Below are 15,495 nucleotides of genomic sequence, written 5' to 3' on the forward strand. Positions count from 1 at the left end.
CCTACCCGATGCCGGCGTCCTCGACGACACCGAGGACGCCGGACACCGGAATGGTCCCCCCGCCCGGCTTGAGCTGGTAGCTCCGTGAATCGAGGGCGACGCCCCGGTGGTCGCCCATCAGCCATAGTCGTCCGACCGGAACCGTGACGCTGAAATCTGGGAAAACCGGATCGTCGTCCGGACGCACGTAGTCCTCCTGCAGCGGCTTGCCGTTCAACAGCAACTTGCCGGCCGGATCGCAGCACCCCACCGTGCTCCCCGGGACGCCGATGACGCGGCTGATGGCGGAGTAATCTCGTTCCCACTCGGGCGCCCTGAACAGGACGACGTCGCCGTACTTCGGCTCGTACTCCCCCTCGCCGACCATCGAGACGGTCACCCGGCTGCCCTTCGCGAGCGTGGGCTCCATCGACTCGGAGGCGACGATGTAGGTCTCCTCACCGATGACCTCGGAGACGACGCGGTCGACGGCGGCGCCGCAACCCGAGAGCGCCGAGACGAAGGACACGACGATCAGCGCGGGGAGCCAGCGGGAACGCATGGTGCGATTATTCGGCACACATGCTCATAAAGCGGTCTGTCGTGGGCCGATCGAGGTCATCGTGAGGTCATCGTGACCGCTCGCCGCCTGACGGCGGCCGGGCCGTACCCGGGAGCGGTGCCGTCTCGCCGGGATCAGGCGATATGTCGGCGCGACCAGCTCGCGAGACCATGTAGACTGTCACAAGTCATGCGAACCATGCGTGACACGCCGCCTTAGCTCAGTCGGCCAGAGCACTTCACTCGTAATGAAGGGGTCTGGGGTTCGATTCCCCAAGGCGGCTCCAACTCAGAGGCCCTCACCGGTTCCCGGTGGGGGCCTTTTGCCGACACCCTCGCCAACAGCAGCTCCCTGTATCCGATCGATATGGGGCAGCACGAGGCTGTGGGTGCCTTACCGGCGGTGAAAGCCGTGATTCAGGTGTCCGCTCGGGTGTCCGCCGCGCGAGGCGTCGATGTCCCTGAGGATCTCTCTGAGCCTCTCCTCGCCTCAGCGGGACGCGGATCGCGCACCGATTAGGTTTCCGCGCCGTGCCCGTCTGTACATGTGAGATCGACTCACAGGAGGCTGACACGATGCGAAAACTGATCTTCGGCATGAACGCGACCCTGGACGGCTACATCGCCGCGCCCGGCGACGACCTCGGCTGGAGCGGGGGAGAGGGACCGGACTCCTCGCCGGGCGCCGAGCTGTTCCAGTGGTGGTCCGACCGGGTGGACGCGACGGGCCTGGCGCTGTACGGGCGCAAGCTGTGGGAGGCGATGAGCTCCCACTGGCCGACCGCCGACAAACAGCCGGGTGCCACACCGGCGGAGATCGAGTTCGCGCGCCGCTGGCGGGACATGCCGAAGGCGGTGTTCTCGTCGACGATCGACAAGGTCGACTGGAACACCCGTCTGGTCACCGGCGACGCGGTCGCCGAGATCACCAGGCTCAAGGCCGGGGACGGCGGCCCGATGGACATCGGCGGCGCGACGCTCGCAGGGGCGGCCATGCGGGCCGGGTTGATCGACGAGTACGTGATCGTCACCCATCCGGTCCTGGTGGGCGGTGGCACGCCGTTCTTCACCGCGCTGGACGGCTGGGTGAACCTGAAGTTGGTCGAGACGCGGACATTTCCCGGCGGTGTGGTGCTGACCCGATACGAGACGAGGCGATGAGGGAACCTTTCCCGGCCCTTCCTCGGGGTGCCCCGCCGGCAACGCCGGCGGGGCGGTGGTGCTCGCGTCGCCGCGTTGGCGCTCAGCCGGCCGGGGTGCTCATTCCGCGGTGACTTCGGTGACCTCGGTGACACCGGTCCGCGCGCCGGCCTCGTCGACGGCGGGGACTCGTCCGATCACAGCGTCGCCGGCAGGTCCAGCCATGGTTTGTCGGTGGCGTCGAATCCGGTGAGCTCGGCGATCTCCCCGTCGACGATGTGCAGGACCGCGATGGTGAACAAACGGTATTCCGGGTCGTCGGGGGCGCGGAGGTACAGCGCGGCGGCAGGCATGCGGTTGACCGTCGTGGCGATGCAGCGCCAGTCGTCGTAGCCGCGCCGGAAGAGCCCGTTGGAGACCCAGCCGTCCACCGCGTCCTCGGCCGTGACGACCAAGGTGCCCGGATCGGGCAGCATCGTGAAGCGCAGGTCGTCGCGCAGCAGGGCCGTCAGCCCCTCGATGTCGTTGCGCTCATGGGCGTCGATGTACGACCTCACCACGTCGCGCTCGTCATCCGACAGCTCGTGCGTGGCGGGGCGCCGCCAGTCGAGGCGGCGGCCGGGCAGCTGCTCGCGCATCGTCACGCGCGCCCGCTGCAGTGCGCTGGTCACCGATGCGACGGTCAGATCGAGGGCGTCGGCGGCCTTCGGCGCCGGCCAGCCGAGGGCGTCGCGCAGGATGAACACCGCCCGCTGCCGCGGCGGCAGGTGCTGGACGGCGACGATGAAGGCCAGCTCGATCGTCTCCCGGGCCACCACCGACTCCTGCGGATCCTCCGGGAGCATCCGGTCCGGGTAGGGCTGCAGGTAGTGCACTTCCGAGCCCGTTCCCGGCAGCTCGGCAGGCACGGGTGTGCGGTCGTTGCGCTTCTCCAGGAAGTCGAGGCAGGCGTTCGTCGCGATCCGGTACAGCCAGGTCCGCAGCGCGGCGTGGCCCTTGAACGACTCCCGCCTGTTCCACACCCGAAGGAACGTCTCCTGCGTCATGTCCTGGGCGTCCTCGTAGTTCGCGAGCATCCGGTAGCAGTGCACCTGCAGCTCACGCCGGTAGGGCTCCGTGATGAGCGCGAACCGTGCTGCGTCGTTCGAGCGGGCCGCCGCGACGAACGCGGCCTTGTCGTCGCCCGGCAGTCTGGCGTCGGTCATGGTCGTCAATCCTTCCGCAGGTGGCGAGGGGCCACCAGAACTGACGACGTGGCGGAGTGTTCCTGAGCGGTGAAGCCGTCCGCGCCGGGCAGTTCGCCAGGCCGGACGGGTCGGATCGGGTCGGGTCGGGTCGGTCCGGGGAATGTGTTCGGGCCGGGCGCACCTCCTCCCGTTGACCGGTCGTGTTCCGGTAACGAGCGAGGGACCCTCCGACATGTTCGGAAGGTCCCTCGATGCCGTTGCGGAGGTGGTCAATGCCCTCTGTTCAACGTGGACGCGGATGCGGGGAACGCCGACCTTCTCGCGGTAGCGCTCAAAGAGCTAGCGGTAGCGCTTGGTGCACTGATAGACGATCCAGCGTCCGCCGCCGGCGTTGGCGACAGCGTTCCTCTTCGCCTTGGCGGGCGTGCTCCCCCGGCCGCCCCAGTAGAGGTTCCTCCTGGAGTTGTAGGCGACGGCACCGCAACCGTTGACGAAGGTGGTGAGGACCTTGCAGCTGGAGTGGCCGCATTCCCTCAGTGCCCGCCGCTTGGCGGCACCCTCTGTTTTGTAGTCCCAGGACCTGCCGATGTCGCCGTCCCGCGACACGGCGATGGCGCCGTAGTAGTAACGTGCTGCACTTTCCCCCGTCGTAGCGGCAGTAGCCACCGCGGGGGACGCCGCGGCCAGCACCCCGCTCGCCATGAAGGCGCAAGCGGCGATGGCGGTGAGCTTCTTGCCTAACTGCATGGTGTTTCCCCTTCGTGTCGTCCGAGCGGACGGCAGCGTCGTGCTGATGAGGAGAGTCTGTGGTGTACCACTTGCAGACCACTTAAACCGATAAATGATCAAAAGGGGGCCCGGCCGGGGCCCATCGTTATGGCACCCTAACGGCGATCTTCCATCGTCGTCACCCTCTGCCGGCCCGAGGTGCCGGACGGGCTCGTACGGCTGCGCCGGGCCGGGAGCTTGCCGAGCTCCCAGAGGACGAGCAGGGCGACGGCGGGCACGAGTGCCCAGGCGAACTGTTCCATGTCGAGCTCGGTCGTTCCCAGCAGGCGCTGGAAGCCGTCCATCTGGGTGACCAGCACCGCCAGAGCGAACTCGCCCAGGGCGACCCAGTTCATCTGCCTGCTGTTGAAGGTGTCGATGGTCAGCACCGACTCGGTCTCGCTGCGGCATTCGAACGCCGCCACGATCAGGCACAGGGCGAAGGCGGTGAACGCGATCGAGGTGCCGATCTGGATGCTGCCGAACTGCGACTCGCCGATCTCGATGATGGTGAGCAGGCCGACGGTGATGGCCAGCCCGGCCAGCCCGGCCGTGACGAGTGTCGGCCCGGTCAGGATGGACCGGCCCCGTGGACGCGGCCGGCGCGCCATGAGTCCCGGGCTTTCCCGGTCGAAGCCGAGCGCGAATCCGAACGGGGCGTTGACGATGAAGTGGATCCACAGGACCTGGGCCGGGTTGAACGGCTCACCGGAGGCGATGTTGAAGATGCTGGCGCCGAGGAACGTCAGAACGAAGGCGACCAGCAGCACCAGGACGAAGCGGATGTATTTGAGGAGGTTGTCGAAGAGCTTCCGCCCCTGCTCGACCGCGTAGACGATTGTGGCGAAGTTGTCGTCGGACAGGATCATCCGGCCGGCGTTCTTGGCCACGTCGGTGCCGCTGCCCATCGCGATCCCGATGTCGGCGGCCTTGATCGCCGGGGCGTCGTTGACGCCGTCGCCGGTCATGGCCACGACCTCGCCCTGCTTCTTGAGCGTGTCGGCCAGGAGCACCTTGTGCTCGGGGGCGACCCGGCCGACCACGCCGATGCCGTCGATGCGGGCCAGCCGCTCGGACTCGGGCAGGGCGGCGAAGTCGGCGCCCAGGATGGCCTCCCCGGGGATCCCGAGCTGCTTGGCGATCGCCGCCCCGGTGGTGACGTCGTCGCCGGTCACCATGCGGACCCGGATGTGGGCGGCCTGCGCGCTGGCCACCGCGTCCCTGGACTCCTCGCGCGGCGGGTCGATCATCGCGACCAGACTGGTCATCTGCAGCTCGGTGACGTAGGCGAGCAGGTCGCCGTTCGGGTCGAAGGCGGCCGGGTCGAGATCGCGCAGGGCGGCGGCCATCACCCGCCGGCCTTCGCCTTCCATGCGCTCCATCTCGGTCTCGGCCCGCCGGTTCAGGTCGGCGCTCCACGGGACGACCTCGCCCCCCGCCAGAGCGGTGGCGGCACGGTCCATCACCGCGGGCGCGGCGCCCTTGACGAAGCAGCGCACCACCGGCCGTCCCGAGGCGTCGACGGCCGAGTGGAAGGTGGCCATGACCTTGTAGGCCGGGTCGAACGGCAGCGTGGCCAGCCGGGGCAGCCGCTCACGGGTGGCGTCGATGTCGAGGCCGGCCTTGTGGCCCAGGACGAGCAGGGCGCCCTCGGTGGGGTCGCCGACCACCTTGCCGTCCACCAGCTTGGCGTCGCTCGCCAGCACGTAGGGCAGGATGGCGTCCTCGATGCCGGCCGAGGTGCCCGCGGCGTGGTGCACCTTCCCCTCAAGCCCGTAGCCGGTCCCCGAGATCGTGTAGCGGTCCGTCAGATCCACCACTTCGACCGCGGTCATCTGGTTCATCGTCAGCGTGCCGGTCTTGTCGGAGTTGACGGCCGAGGTGAACCCCAGCGTCTGGACCGAGGGGAGGTCCTTCACGATCGCGTTGCGCTTGGCCAGATTGAGGCTGCCCAGCGACAGGATCGCCTGGCTGACCGTGGGCAGGGCCTCGGGGATGGCCGCGATGGCCAGCGAGACCGCGCTGATGAACAACGTGTCCCAGGCCTCGCCGCGGCTGCGGCCCAGCACGAACATCACGATCATGGTCACCCCGGCCGCCGCCGCGATCCACAGGGTGAGGGTGTTGAGCTCCCTGGTGAGCGGCGACTGCTCCTTGGCCGTGGCCGACAGCATCCTGGAGATCTTCCCGAGTTCGGTGCCGGCGCCCGTGCCGGTGACGATCACGGTGGCGCTGCCGTGGGTGACCGGCGTGTTCATGAACACCATGTTCGTCTGGTCGCCCGGGCCCAGCCCGTCGGCGGGCAGCGTGGCGGCGTCCTTGGCCGCCGGCGTGCTCTCCCCGGTCAGGGCCGACTCGTCGATCTGCAGGGCGCTGGCCGCGACGATGCGCCCGTCCGCCGGTACCTGGTCCCCGGCGGTGATGAGCACGACGTCTCCGACCACCAGCTGCTCGGCCGGGATCTCCGCCTCCTGACCGTCCCGCCGCACCCTGGCGGTGGCCTTCATCATCGACTTGAGCGCGTTCATGGCGCTCTCGGCCTTGCCCTCCTGGCGCAGGCCGACGACCGCGTTCAGCAGCGTCAACGCCAGCAGCAGGACGACGGTGCTCCACTCCTGGATCACCAGCGACACGATCGCGGCGCCGACCAGGATGAGCTGCATGTAGCTGCGGTACTCGTCCAGGAACCGCCGCCAGCCGGGCCTCGGCCTCTCCTCGGGCAGCGCGTTCGGGCCGTTCGCCTCGAGCAGTTCGGCCGCCCGTTGCGACGAGAGCCCGATCGCCGGATCCACATCCAGCGCCTTGGTCACCTCGTCCGGCGTGTGTCCGTACCACTGCTGGCCGGTCGTCGGCTGTCCCGGGGTGTCGGCGTGCACCGCCATCTTTCTGCCTCCCATCCGGATCGAGCCGGCTCAGTCGGCCAGGTGAGCGGCTTCCGCGTCCTGGTGGCTCCGGCCGGTTCTCACGACAGTCGATCCGTTCAGAACGGGGTGGGGATGTACCGCAGCGGAAGGGCCGGTTCCACATAGCCGTCGGCCCGCTGGCGCTTGGGCAGGGTGACGTCTTTGTGGGCGAGCGGCTTGTAGGGGACCTGGCTCAGCAGGTGGCTGATGATGTTGAGCCTGCCCCGCTTCTTGTCGTCGGTGCGGGCGACGTACCAGGGCGCCCAGGCGGTGTCGGTGGCGGCGAACATGTTGTCGCGGGCCCGGGAGTAGTCGTACCAGCGGCTGTAGGACTTCAGGTCCATGTCCGAGAGCTTCCAGAACTTGCGCGGGTCGTGGATGCGGCTCTCCAGGCGCCGGGTCTGCTCGGCGGGGCTGACCTCCAGCCAGTACTTGATCAGCAGGATCCCCGAGTCGACCATGGCCTTCTCGAACGAGGGCGTCAGCGCCAGGAACTGCTCGGTCTCCTCCGGCCTGCAGAAGCCCATCACCCGCTCGACGCCGGCGCGGTTGTACCAGCTGCGGTCGAAGATCACGACCTCGCCGGCGGCCGGGAAGTGGGGGACATACCGCTGCATGTACATCTGTGACTTCTCGCGCTCGGTCGGGGCGGGCAGGGCGACGACCCGGAACACGCGGGGGCTGACCCGCTCGGTGATCCGTTTGATCGTGCCCCCCTTGCCGGCGGTGTCCCGCCCCTCGAACACGACGCAGATCCTGGCCCCCGTCTTCTTGACCCACTCCTGCATGGCGACCAGCTCACCGTGCAGACGCCGCATCTCCTCCTCGTAAGCCTTGCGCTTGAGCTTCTGAGGCAGGTCGGCGGAGGTCTCCGGCGTCTCCGCCCGGTGCTTCTTGTTCTTCTTCTTGGCCACGTCGCTCACTTCCCGGGCTCGCGGTCCACTGATGTCCACAGATCCAGCACCGCCGTCCCGCGTGGGCTGGCCGTGTCAGCATGGAGCCGCCGGCACGGGGTCGCCGTCCCCCGCAGCGGGTGATTCGCGCGGGCGTTCTCAGGAAACGCCGCCGCGGGCCGATGAGGACTTCGTGACCGAGTACGTCCATTCGTTCGAGGCCCGGGACAAGACCTTCGCCGGACTGCTGGAGCTTCCGCACGCACGCGTCGCCGTACTGGCGCCCGACGGGAGGCGGATACCGGCGCCCGCCTCGCTGGTGGTCGACGGAGACCGGCTGGTCCCCGTACCGCAGGACAACGCCAACATCCTGGAGATGCTGGACCCGGCGGACGTGGTGGCGGCCGTGGCGGCGTGGGACCACACCGGCAGGACGGGGGTGGGGGCGGTCAGCGTACGGCTGCGCGAGGAGCCGGGCCGCCGCTACAGGCTGACCGCCGTCGACATGCGGCACCGCCACGGCGTGTTCGTCTGCGTGTTCATGGATCTCGACGCCGGTGCGGCCGCCGGCACCGACGGGGGCGAACAGCCGCTGGCGGCCCTGCGGCCCCGCTCGGCGCGGATGCTCAAGAGGTTCGACGGGGTCATCGTCGACGTCGACGAGCGGGCGAGCGGGATGCTCGGCTGGAGCAGGGAGCAGATGGTCGGCTCCCGCTCGACGCACTTCTTCCACGAGGAGGACGTGCAGCGCTCCATCGCCGCCTGGCTCGACATGCTCGGCACCAAGCACAGCTCGCGGGTCCGGGTCCGCCACCGCTGCGCGGACGGGAGCTGGCTGTGGATCGAGGTGGAGAACATCTACCAGGAGGCGCCGGAGCTCGAGGACGCCGTCATGATCAGCCACATCAGCGACATCTCCGAGGAGATGGCCGCCTACGAGGCGCTGCGCCAGCGCGAGCACCTGTTCCGGAGACTGGCCGACTCGCTGCCCGTCGGGCTGCTCCAGCTGGAGCAGGACGGCTCCGTCGTCTACGCCAACTCCCTGCTCACCACGATGCTGGGGACCGGTACGGCGGGCACCGCCCGGGAGCGGCTCGCGAGCGTCGCCGACCGGGACCGCGCGATGCTGGACGCGGCGCTTCAGAACGTCCTGCGGGGAGGCCCCGACCGGGAGCTGGAGGTCACCGTTCAGCCCTCCCCGGTCTCCGGGGAGCAGCGCCGTTGCGCGGTCACCCTGATCGGGCTGTCGGACGAGGACGGCACGCCCGGAGCGCTCGCCTGCGTGCGGGACATCACCGAGAGCGTGCGCTCACGGGAGGAACTGCGGGTCAAGGCCACGTTCGACCACCTCACGGGGTGCTACAACCGCGCCTCCAGCCTGGCGATCCTCGACCGGGAGCTCTCCGCGGAGGGCCACCGCCTCACCGGAGTGATCTTCGTCGATCTCAACGAGTTCAAGAGCGTCAACGACTCCCTCGGCCACGCCGCGGGCGACGAACTGCTCGTGAACGCCGCCGGCCGGATCAAGGGCGTGCTCCGCAGCGACGACGTCGTCGGCCGGATCGGCGGGGACGAGTTCCTGCTCATCTGCCCCCGGCTCGAACACCCCGCCGAACTGGCCGGCATCGCCGAGCGGGTCGGCGGGGCCCTGGACGGCGACGTCACGCTGTCGGCCGGTACGGCGCGGCTCAGCGCCGCCATCGGCGTGGCCTGCTCCACGGACGGCTCCACGGGCGACGTCCTCATCGCGAGGGCGGACGCGGCCATGTACGAATCCAAGCGCCACAGGCCCCGGCGTTCGGTGGGGAACCTCAGCTCCGGGCGTGATCCGGGGCCGGAGTCCCCGTGACGGGGACGGTCGCGCGGGTCAGGCGGCACAGGTCGGCGGGGCGCAGGGGATCGGCGCGGTCCCACAGGGCGGGGGCGACGCTGTCGGCCTGCCGTACGTGCTCGGCCGTCTCCAGGCCGTGCCGCTTCAGCGCGTCCGACAGGTCGTCGGGGGCGAAGAAGCTCAGCCAGGGTTCGCCGCGGTCGGCGGCGGCCGGGAGGGCGAAGTCCGCGTAGGCGGCGCCCCGTTCGTCGCGGAGGGGGGCGGGCAGGGCGTACTCCATGACCAGCTCGGTGCCGGGGGCGAGGCGGCCGACGGCGGCCAGCGTGGCGTCGATCGCCTCCCGGGTGAGGTACATGGTCACTCCGAGCCAGCTCACCAGGGCCGGCCTGGACGGGTCGAATCCGGCGGCGGTCAGGGCGGTCAGCGGATCGGCGGTCTCGAAGTCCGCGGGGACGAAGACCGGGCGGGTGAGGTCCGCGGCCTCGATCAGGCCCCGCTTCCACTGCTGGGTGGCGGGATGGTCCACCTCGAAGACCGTGACCCGGCCGGCCGGGCCGGAGCGCTGGGCGAAGGTGTCCAGGCCCGCGCCGAGGATCACATACTGATCCAGGCCGCCGCGGACCAGCTCGGCCAGGCGGCGTTCGGTGTAGTGGCCGCGGGCCGTCACCTGGGCGCGGGTGCCCGACAGGATGAGGTGGTCGCCGTGGATCCGGTGATAGCCGATGATCTCCTCGGCGAGTCCGCCGAGCAGCGACGCGGCCGCGGTGTCGCAGAAGATGAAGGGCGCCCGGTCCACCACCAGGTGGGCCGCGCGGGCGGCCGCCGCCATGATCGCGGTCTGGCTCGGCTGTCCTTCGTGCATGAGACGTCGTTCCTTTCCGGTGCCGGGAACGACGATGCTAAATGAATAATTGAATTGTTTCCCGTATCATACCAGCCGGAAATAAATTACCGATCTCCCGCCGATAAATGATTCATCACGGCGTGTATTTCCATTCTCCGGCGTTTTGTCTCCGCGGTTGCGGACGCCGTACGCCGCGCCCGTCCCGAAACGCGGTCCTCGGGCCCGGCGGGCCTGCGGATCGCGCATGCCCCTTGACGGGAGGGCGCGGGTCGCGGCGGTCAGGGAAGGGCGGGAACCGACGGCCCGGCGTCGGTCCAGCCGACGTGGAGCATGGTCCGGGCATCGTCGGCCGCGCTCTTCGGGCGCACACCCAGTTCGCGGTGTCCGTACCAGCTCTCGGCGTCGCGCGAGGTCCACGTCTCGCTGATCCCCCGCTCCTCCACCCGGTAGCGGTTCGAACCGCCGCCGAGCCGGCGGGGGTGGGTCATCGTGGACAGCGTCCGCACGTGCCAGTAGGCGCCCTCCGGCGCGGTCTTCACCGGTCGTGCGCTCTCCGATGCGGTCGTCGCGGGCCGTACGGCCGCCGCGAGCCGCAGGCCCGGTGCGCTCTGTGGATCCGGCGAGCTCGACGGAGTGACGGTGCCCACCACCGCCAGGCCGATCCCGGCCGCGATCAGGGACCGGATGGGTACGACCGGCCTACCTGGTCCTCGGCCCGGACTCCGTCGTCGTACCGGAACCCGCGGTCAGCGGGCCGGCCCCGTCCGCCGAGACGTCGCGGCCGGAGACCACCGACGAGGCCGCGCCGGAGCCTCCCGCCATCGACGACACCATTCCCGCCCCCTCCCCGACCCGCGATCTGGGGGACCTGGGCGACGGGAGGGCCTTCAAGAGTCTCAGGGTGGGCTATCTGCCCGACCGCCTGCAGTGGTCGCACCGGTCGCAGGACTTCGGTGACGCGTACACGACCTCGTGGAACTACGACGGCGGCACCGAGGCGGTCGACCGCGAGCTGAAGAAGATCGGTGAAAACCTCACCGCCGTCGACTGAACCTGCTCCGGCCCGAACGCGGACGACCCGTGGCCCTCGCGGGGCACGGGTCGTCGGTCCGTCGTCCGTGGCCGGGATACGACCGGGTCAGCGCCGTCCGGCCAGGGAACGCACCAGGGCGCGGGTCTGGTCGCGGCGGTCCCGGGCCACCAGCGCGAACACCACGGCGAAGCCCACCGGCAGCAGCGCCCAGGCCGGCTCCAGCACCAGGATCTGGGTGGCCGCGGCCCCGGCCATCAGGCCGATCAGCCCGATCGAGGCGACCCCGGCCAGCCGCGGGATGAGCAGGCCGATCCCGCCGGCCAGCTCCACGACGCCGGTCACGTAGCGGAACCACTGACCCCAGCCGATCAGCTCGAAGGTGGTGATCGCGTTCTGCTCGCCGACGAACTTGGGCAGCGCCGAGGCCGCGATCAGGAACACCGCGATCAGGACCTGCAGGACCCACAGGACGCGCCGGGAGGTGGAGGTGCGGGCGCCGCCGGTGCCGGGGGCGCGGACGGTACGGGCGGTGGCGGGGCGGGCGGTGTGCGTGGCGGTCATGAGGGTGTCCTTCCGGGAACCGGTCGTCTTCGCTCTTCACTCACGCGTCGTACGGCCCCGGCCCGGATCGACACGATCCCGGACTCTTTTTCAAGATTTTTTGGAGATCCCCGTATCCCCTGCTCAGCGGGGGTTTCCGAGGCGTCAGCGCAGCGGGCCCCGTTCGTCGACGTACCGCGTGGGGGTCCCCAGGAACACCTCCGGTTCCGCCGGGCCGTACGCGAGGTTGAGCGTGTGCAGGTGATAGCTCCAGCCGGCCATCCCGGCCGCGCTGCTGAAGCGGTAGTTGAGCTGCCAGCGCACCCACTGCCCCGGATCCAGGCGGACGCCGGGAGGGCGGCGGCGCCGCGGCGGCAGGGTGAACATCGCCGGTATCAGCGGATGGACGAGCAGGCGCCCGTCGGCCTCGCGCAGCCGTACGCTCCGGCTCCCGCCACCGGGCAGAGGCCCCACGGACCAGTGCGGCCGGAACCCGTCGATCTCACGCATGGAGATCTCGTGGACGAACGGGCGCGGGGCGTCCGGCAGCTCGAAGGCGACGGGCAGCGCGTTGCGGAGCGCGGCGGGGGGTCCGCCGCGCGACTGCTTGGTCCACGACGTGCGGACCCACTGCACGACCACGTCCATGGAGGACACGTCCATGGGGGGAATCGTCGCACCACCGCGCCCATCGGACGAGTCCGCCCGCGCTCCCCGGAAATGCCGATGTGGTACGGCTTGCGCCTGCGGCACCATGGCTCCATGGCTCGGATCAAGGACGTCGTGTTCGACTGTCGGCACCCCGCCTCGCTTGCGCGCTTCTGGGCGGCGGTCCTGGACGACCACGAGGTCGCCCCCTATGACGAGGCCGAACTGGAGCGGTTGCGCGAGGAGGGGATCGACGACCCGGAGGACGACCCGGCCGTCCTGCTGCAGGGGCGTCCGGGGGTCTCGCCGCGCCTGTTCTTCCAGCTGGTCCCGGAGGGCAAGACGGTCAAGAACCGGGTGCACCTGGACCTGCTGAGCGACGACCTCGACGCCGAGGTGAAGCGGCTGACCGGCCTCGGGGCACGAGTGGTGGAGACCTACGAGGACTGGGTCGTGCTGGCCGATCCCGAGGGCAACGAGTTCTGCCTCCAGGGTCCCTGACCCGGCGCCCGGGCGTCCGTGGTCACGGCGACGTGAACGAGGAGACGACGAGCCAGAGGGCGGCGACCGCGATGCCGGCCACGAGCATGAGGTTCCGCAGCCGTTCGGGGCTCGTCGTCCACCGGAGGCCGGAGGCGCCGGGGGCCGAAGGCCGCAGGACCGCCCACAGGACGAGGACCGCCGACAGGAGCAGGGGCCACTCGACCAGACCGGCGTAGTCGACGGAGGACTCGCCGGCGTAGGGGCGGCCGAGACAGGCGAGGAGATCCACCGCGGCGAGGCCGAGGAGGGGCACCGCGGCCACGATTCCGGCCCGGCGCGCCGCCCTGTCGGAGCCCGCCGCCCGTACGGCCGCCGCCAGCGCGACGATCACGACCGGCAGACCGGCCGCCTCGGCGTCCCAGGCCCGTACCTGCAAGGTGTCCCAGAACGTCTCGGTGTAGTTCTCGATCGAGATGAGCCCGGCAGAGGGGAAGTCGTCGGCGATCGTCGGGAAACGGGAGCTCACCGTCGTCCACCCGGCCGCCACGGCGGAGACCGCCCACAGCGGGACCGGCCGCCTCGCCGGGGCCGGCGGTGATCCGGCCGCCGCGACCAGGGCGGCCATGGCCAGGACGTAACAGACGACGACGTCCCAGGGCGGCGCGGCGGGAAGTTCCCGTCCGCACGGATCGGTGCGGGGCAGCAGGAGGGCCGTGGCGAGTGCGAGTGCGAGCACGACGCCGATCGCGGAGAGGGCCGCGACCGTCGCCCGGCGCGGCCCGCGCAGCAGGATCCCGGCCAGTACGGCGGGCAGCAGGAACTCCGCCCACCACAACGCCTCCCACGACACGGTCTCCGCGACGGTGGGGGAGGAGCCGGTCCCGTAGCAGAAATACGTGACGCTCTCCAGGCCGACTCCGAAGGAGTACAGGATCGCCGGGGTGGCGACCGCGAGGACCGAGCCGAAACGGAGCGCCGCCGCCGGCCACGACCGCGCTCCCGCCTGCGGCACCTGGGCCATGGCACTCCCTCTTCCTGCAGAGTTCCTTCGCGGAGTTCTGTCACAGAGTTCCGCCGCGGAGAAAAGATCGACGCGGCGAGAGTAGCGGAGGGGTCCGACCGGGACACCGGGCCGCCCGGACCCGCGTCCCGAGCGGGGACCGGAAGGGCCGGACGAGTGCGGACCCGCGCCGGTGCGGTGCTCCAAACATCTCCCCGTACCGTGACAGTCCCCCGCGCCCGCTCGGCGTAGCGTTCCGGACGTCGACAGAAGGAGGCGACCATGCAGGAACATCCCAACGTCGCCATGCTCCGTGACGGGTTCACCGCTTTCGCCAAGGGGGACCTCGACCACATCCGCGACGTACTGTTCGCCGACGGCATCGTCTGGCACTTCCCCGGCCGGAATCCCCTCTCCGGCGACTACCAGGGAAAGGATCAGGTCATCCGGCTCTTCCACCGCCTGTTCGAGGAGACGGACGGCACCTTCTCCGCGGAGCCGTACGAGATCATGGCGAGTGACGACTACGCCACCGCGCTGGTCCGCCTGCGGGGAGAGCGCAACGGCAGGTCTCTCGACGCGACGGGTGTCAACGTCTTCCGCCAGGTGGGCGGTAAGACGGTCGAGGTGTGGGTCTACTCGGGCGACCAGTACACCGTCGACGAGTTCTGGGCCTGAGGCGGCACCGGGCTTCGGATCTGAGGCGGCTCCGGGCTTCCGGATTTGAGACGGCGCCGGGTTTCCGGGCCTGAGACGGCATCGGACGCCCCGGCGTGCTGGACGGCGCAGGCGCCGTCCAGCACGCCTGTCCGGCCTCGGGCCAGGCGCCGCGGGCTCCCAGAACGGTGATCCTCACCGTGCCCACGGTACGGCTCGCGCGGCGGGCGGGACGGTGGCGGAAGCGCATTCGTATGTCAACTGCGGTTGACGTCTGATCGATGTCAACTTACATTGACAGCATGGTAACCACACTTCTGGCCGCTCCTCCGCCCGCCGGACACCCGCGTACCGATGCGCGCACCGAACGGCTGCTGGCCTGCGGCGTGATCGCCGGTCCGCTGTTCGTCGCCACCTTCCTCATCGCGGGCGCGACCCGCGCCCACTACGACCCGCTGCGTCACCCGGTCAGCTCGCTCGCGCTGGGCGGGGCCGGATGGGTCCAGACCGCCGACTTCATCCTCGCGGGCCTGCTGACGCTCGCCTTCGGCGTCGGCCTGCGCCGCGTCCTCCGCGCCGCCACGGGCCCGGCCCGCGGCTCGCTCTGGGGTCCGCTGCTGATCGGCGTCTGGGCGATCGGCCTGATCGGCGCGGGGATCTTCACCACCGACCCGGTGGGCGGCTATCCCCTGGGAACCCCCGCCGTGCAGGGGGACTACACCGGCGCCCCGGCAGCCCTCCACGACGCGTTCGCCCTGCTCGGCTTCGCCGCCCTGATCGCCGCCTGCGCGGTGTTCGCCGTCCGCTTCGCCGTACGGCACCAGCGCGGATGGTCCGTCTTCTCGATCGCCACCGGCCTCGTCTTCACCGCCGCCCTCGTCCTGTCCGCCGTCGGCTTCCACCAGGTCGACCCCCTGGCCGGCATCGCCGGCCTCCTCCAGCGCACCATGGCCGCCACCGCCTGGATCTGGATCGCCTGCCTGGCCGTCCACGCGATGCGACACTCAGACCGCCCCTGACCGTCCCGC

17 protein-coding genes and 1 tRNA gene are annotated in these 15,495 nt (G+C 70.3%); 7 read left to right on the forward strand and 11 right to left on the reverse strand.

Annotated elements, in window-relative coordinates; all coding sequences use genetic code 11:
* Position 1: 1 nt before the first annotated feature.
* Entirely contained in the window at positions 2-541 is a 540-nt protein-coding gene (lepB, locus tag Pta02_RS01145; protein WP_203872712.1) for a signal peptidase I, read from the reverse strand.
* A 209-nt stretch (positions 542-750) separates the two neighbouring features.
* Between lepB and Pta02_RS01150 the strand changes: the two genes are divergently transcribed.
* Positions 751-827, forward strand: a tRNA-Thr gene (locus Pta02_RS01150).
* A gap of 289 nt (positions 828-1,116) precedes the next feature.
* Positions 1,117-1,701, forward strand: a complete 585-nt coding sequence (locus tag Pta02_RS01155; RefSeq protein WP_203872713.1) for a dihydrofolate reductase family protein — start codon at positions 1,117-1,119, stop codon at positions 1,699-1,701.
* Between the two features lie 176 nt (positions 1,702-1,877).
* On the opposite strand, the gene Pta02_RS01160 is transcribed toward Pta02_RS01155, so the two are convergent.
* From Pta02_RS01160 to ppk2, 4 genes are all read right to left on the reverse strand, one after another.
* Positions 1,878-2,885: an RNA polymerase subunit sigma-70 gene (locus Pta02_RS01160; protein ID WP_203872714.1), complete on the reverse strand. Its 1,008-nt coding sequence runs from the start codon at positions 2,883-2,885 to the stop codon at positions 1,878-1,880.
* Between the two features lie 321 nt (positions 2,886-3,206).
* Positions 3,207-3,614, reverse strand: a complete 408-nt coding sequence (locus Pta02_RS01165) for a DUF4189 domain-containing protein (RefSeq protein WP_203872715.1) — start codon at positions 3,612-3,614, stop codon at positions 3,207-3,209.
* Positions 3,615-3,751: 137 nt separating this feature from the next.
* Positions 3,752-6,517 (reverse strand): cation-translocating P-type ATPase, encoded by a 2,766-nt coding sequence (locus Pta02_RS01170; RefSeq protein WP_203872716.1) that lies wholly within the window; start codon positions 6,515-6,517, stop codon positions 3,752-3,754.
* Positions 6,518-6,615: 98 nt separating this feature from the next.
* Positions 6,616-7,452 carry a polyphosphate kinase 2 gene (gene ppk2 / locus Pta02_RS01175; protein ID WP_239129198.1) on the reverse strand — a complete coding sequence of 279 codons (837 nt, stop codon included), beginning with the start codon at positions 7,450-7,452 and terminating at the stop codon, positions 6,616-6,618.
* Between the two features lie 172 nt (positions 7,453-7,624).
* Here ppk2 and Pta02_RS01180 point away from each other — a divergent pair, with 172 nt between their 5' ends.
* On the forward strand, positions 7,625-9,280 hold the full coding sequence (locus tag Pta02_RS01180) for a sensor domain-containing diguanylate cyclase (protein ID WP_203872717.1): 1,656 nt from the start codon (positions 7,625-7,627) through the stop codon (positions 9,278-9,280).
* Here Pta02_RS01180 and Pta02_RS01185 read toward each other — a convergent pair.
* From Pta02_RS01185 to Pta02_RS41770, 3 genes are all read right to left on the reverse strand, one after another.
* Positions 9,243-10,124: a class I SAM-dependent methyltransferase gene (locus tag Pta02_RS01185; RefSeq protein WP_203872718.1), complete on the reverse strand. Its 882-nt coding sequence runs from the start codon at positions 10,122-10,124 to the stop codon at positions 9,243-9,245. The genes Pta02_RS01180 and Pta02_RS01185 overlap by 38 nt on opposite strands.
* A 260-nt stretch (positions 10,125-10,384) precedes the next feature.
* Positions 10,385-10,753 carry a hypothetical protein gene (locus tag Pta02_RS01190; protein WP_203872719.1) on the reverse strand — a complete coding sequence of 123 codons (369 nt, stop codon included), beginning with the start codon at positions 10,751-10,753 and terminating at the stop codon, positions 10,385-10,387.
* A gap of 52 nt (positions 10,754-10,805) precedes the next feature.
* Positions 10,806-10,928 carry a hypothetical protein gene (locus Pta02_RS41770; protein WP_275423545.1) on the reverse strand — a complete coding sequence of 41 codons (123 nt, stop codon included), beginning with the start codon at positions 10,926-10,928 and terminating at the stop codon, positions 10,806-10,808.
* 79 nt (positions 10,929-11,007) lie between these two features.
* Here Pta02_RS41770 and Pta02_RS01195 point away from each other — a divergent pair, with 79 nt between their 5' ends.
* Complete coding sequence (locus Pta02_RS01195; RefSeq protein WP_203872720.1) at positions 11,008-11,157, forward strand: hypothetical protein; 150 nt, start codon at positions 11,008-11,010, stop codon at positions 11,155-11,157.
* Positions 11,158-11,244: 87 nt separating this feature from the next.
* Here the strand turns inward: Pta02_RS01195 and Pta02_RS01200 are convergent, their stop codons facing one another.
* Positions 11,245-11,700: a DoxX family protein gene (locus tag Pta02_RS01200; protein ID WP_203872721.1), complete on the reverse strand. Its 456-nt coding sequence runs from the start codon at positions 11,698-11,700 to the stop codon at positions 11,245-11,247.
* Between the two features lie 144 nt (positions 11,701-11,844).
* Positions 11,845-12,342, reverse strand: a complete 498-nt coding sequence (locus tag Pta02_RS01205) for a hypothetical protein (protein WP_203872722.1) — start codon at positions 12,340-12,342, stop codon at positions 11,845-11,847.
* A 99-nt stretch (positions 12,343-12,441) separates the two neighbouring features.
* Here Pta02_RS01205 and Pta02_RS01210 point away from each other — a divergent pair, with 99 nt between their 5' ends.
* On the forward strand, positions 12,442-12,828 hold the full coding sequence (locus Pta02_RS01210; RefSeq protein WP_203872723.1) for a VOC family protein: 387 nt from the start codon (positions 12,442-12,444) through the stop codon (positions 12,826-12,828).
* A 22-nt stretch (positions 12,829-12,850) separates the two neighbouring features.
* Here the strand turns inward: Pta02_RS01210 and Pta02_RS01215 are convergent, their stop codons facing one another.
* On the reverse strand, positions 12,851-13,831 hold the full coding sequence (locus Pta02_RS01215; protein ID WP_203872724.1) for a hypothetical protein: 981 nt from the start codon (positions 13,829-13,831) through the stop codon (positions 12,851-12,853).
* A 261-nt stretch (positions 13,832-14,092) separates the two neighbouring features.
* Here Pta02_RS01215 and Pta02_RS01220 point away from each other — a divergent pair, with 261 nt between their 5' ends.
* Positions 14,093-14,488, forward strand: a complete 396-nt coding sequence (locus Pta02_RS01220; RefSeq protein WP_203872725.1) for a nuclear transport factor 2 family protein — start codon at positions 14,093-14,095, stop codon at positions 14,486-14,488.
* 281 nt (positions 14,489-14,769) lie between these two features.
* Positions 14,770-15,486 (forward strand): DUF998 domain-containing protein, encoded by a 717-nt coding sequence (locus Pta02_RS01225; protein WP_203872726.1) that lies wholly within the window; start codon positions 14,770-14,772, stop codon positions 15,484-15,486.
* Positions 15,487-15,495 lie beyond the last annotated feature (9 nt).

Source organism: Paraplanobispora takensis (assembly GCF_016863195.1).
Classification (GTDB): Bacteria; Actinomycetota; Actinomycetes; order Streptosporangiales; family Streptosporangiaceae; genus Planobispora; species Planobispora takensis.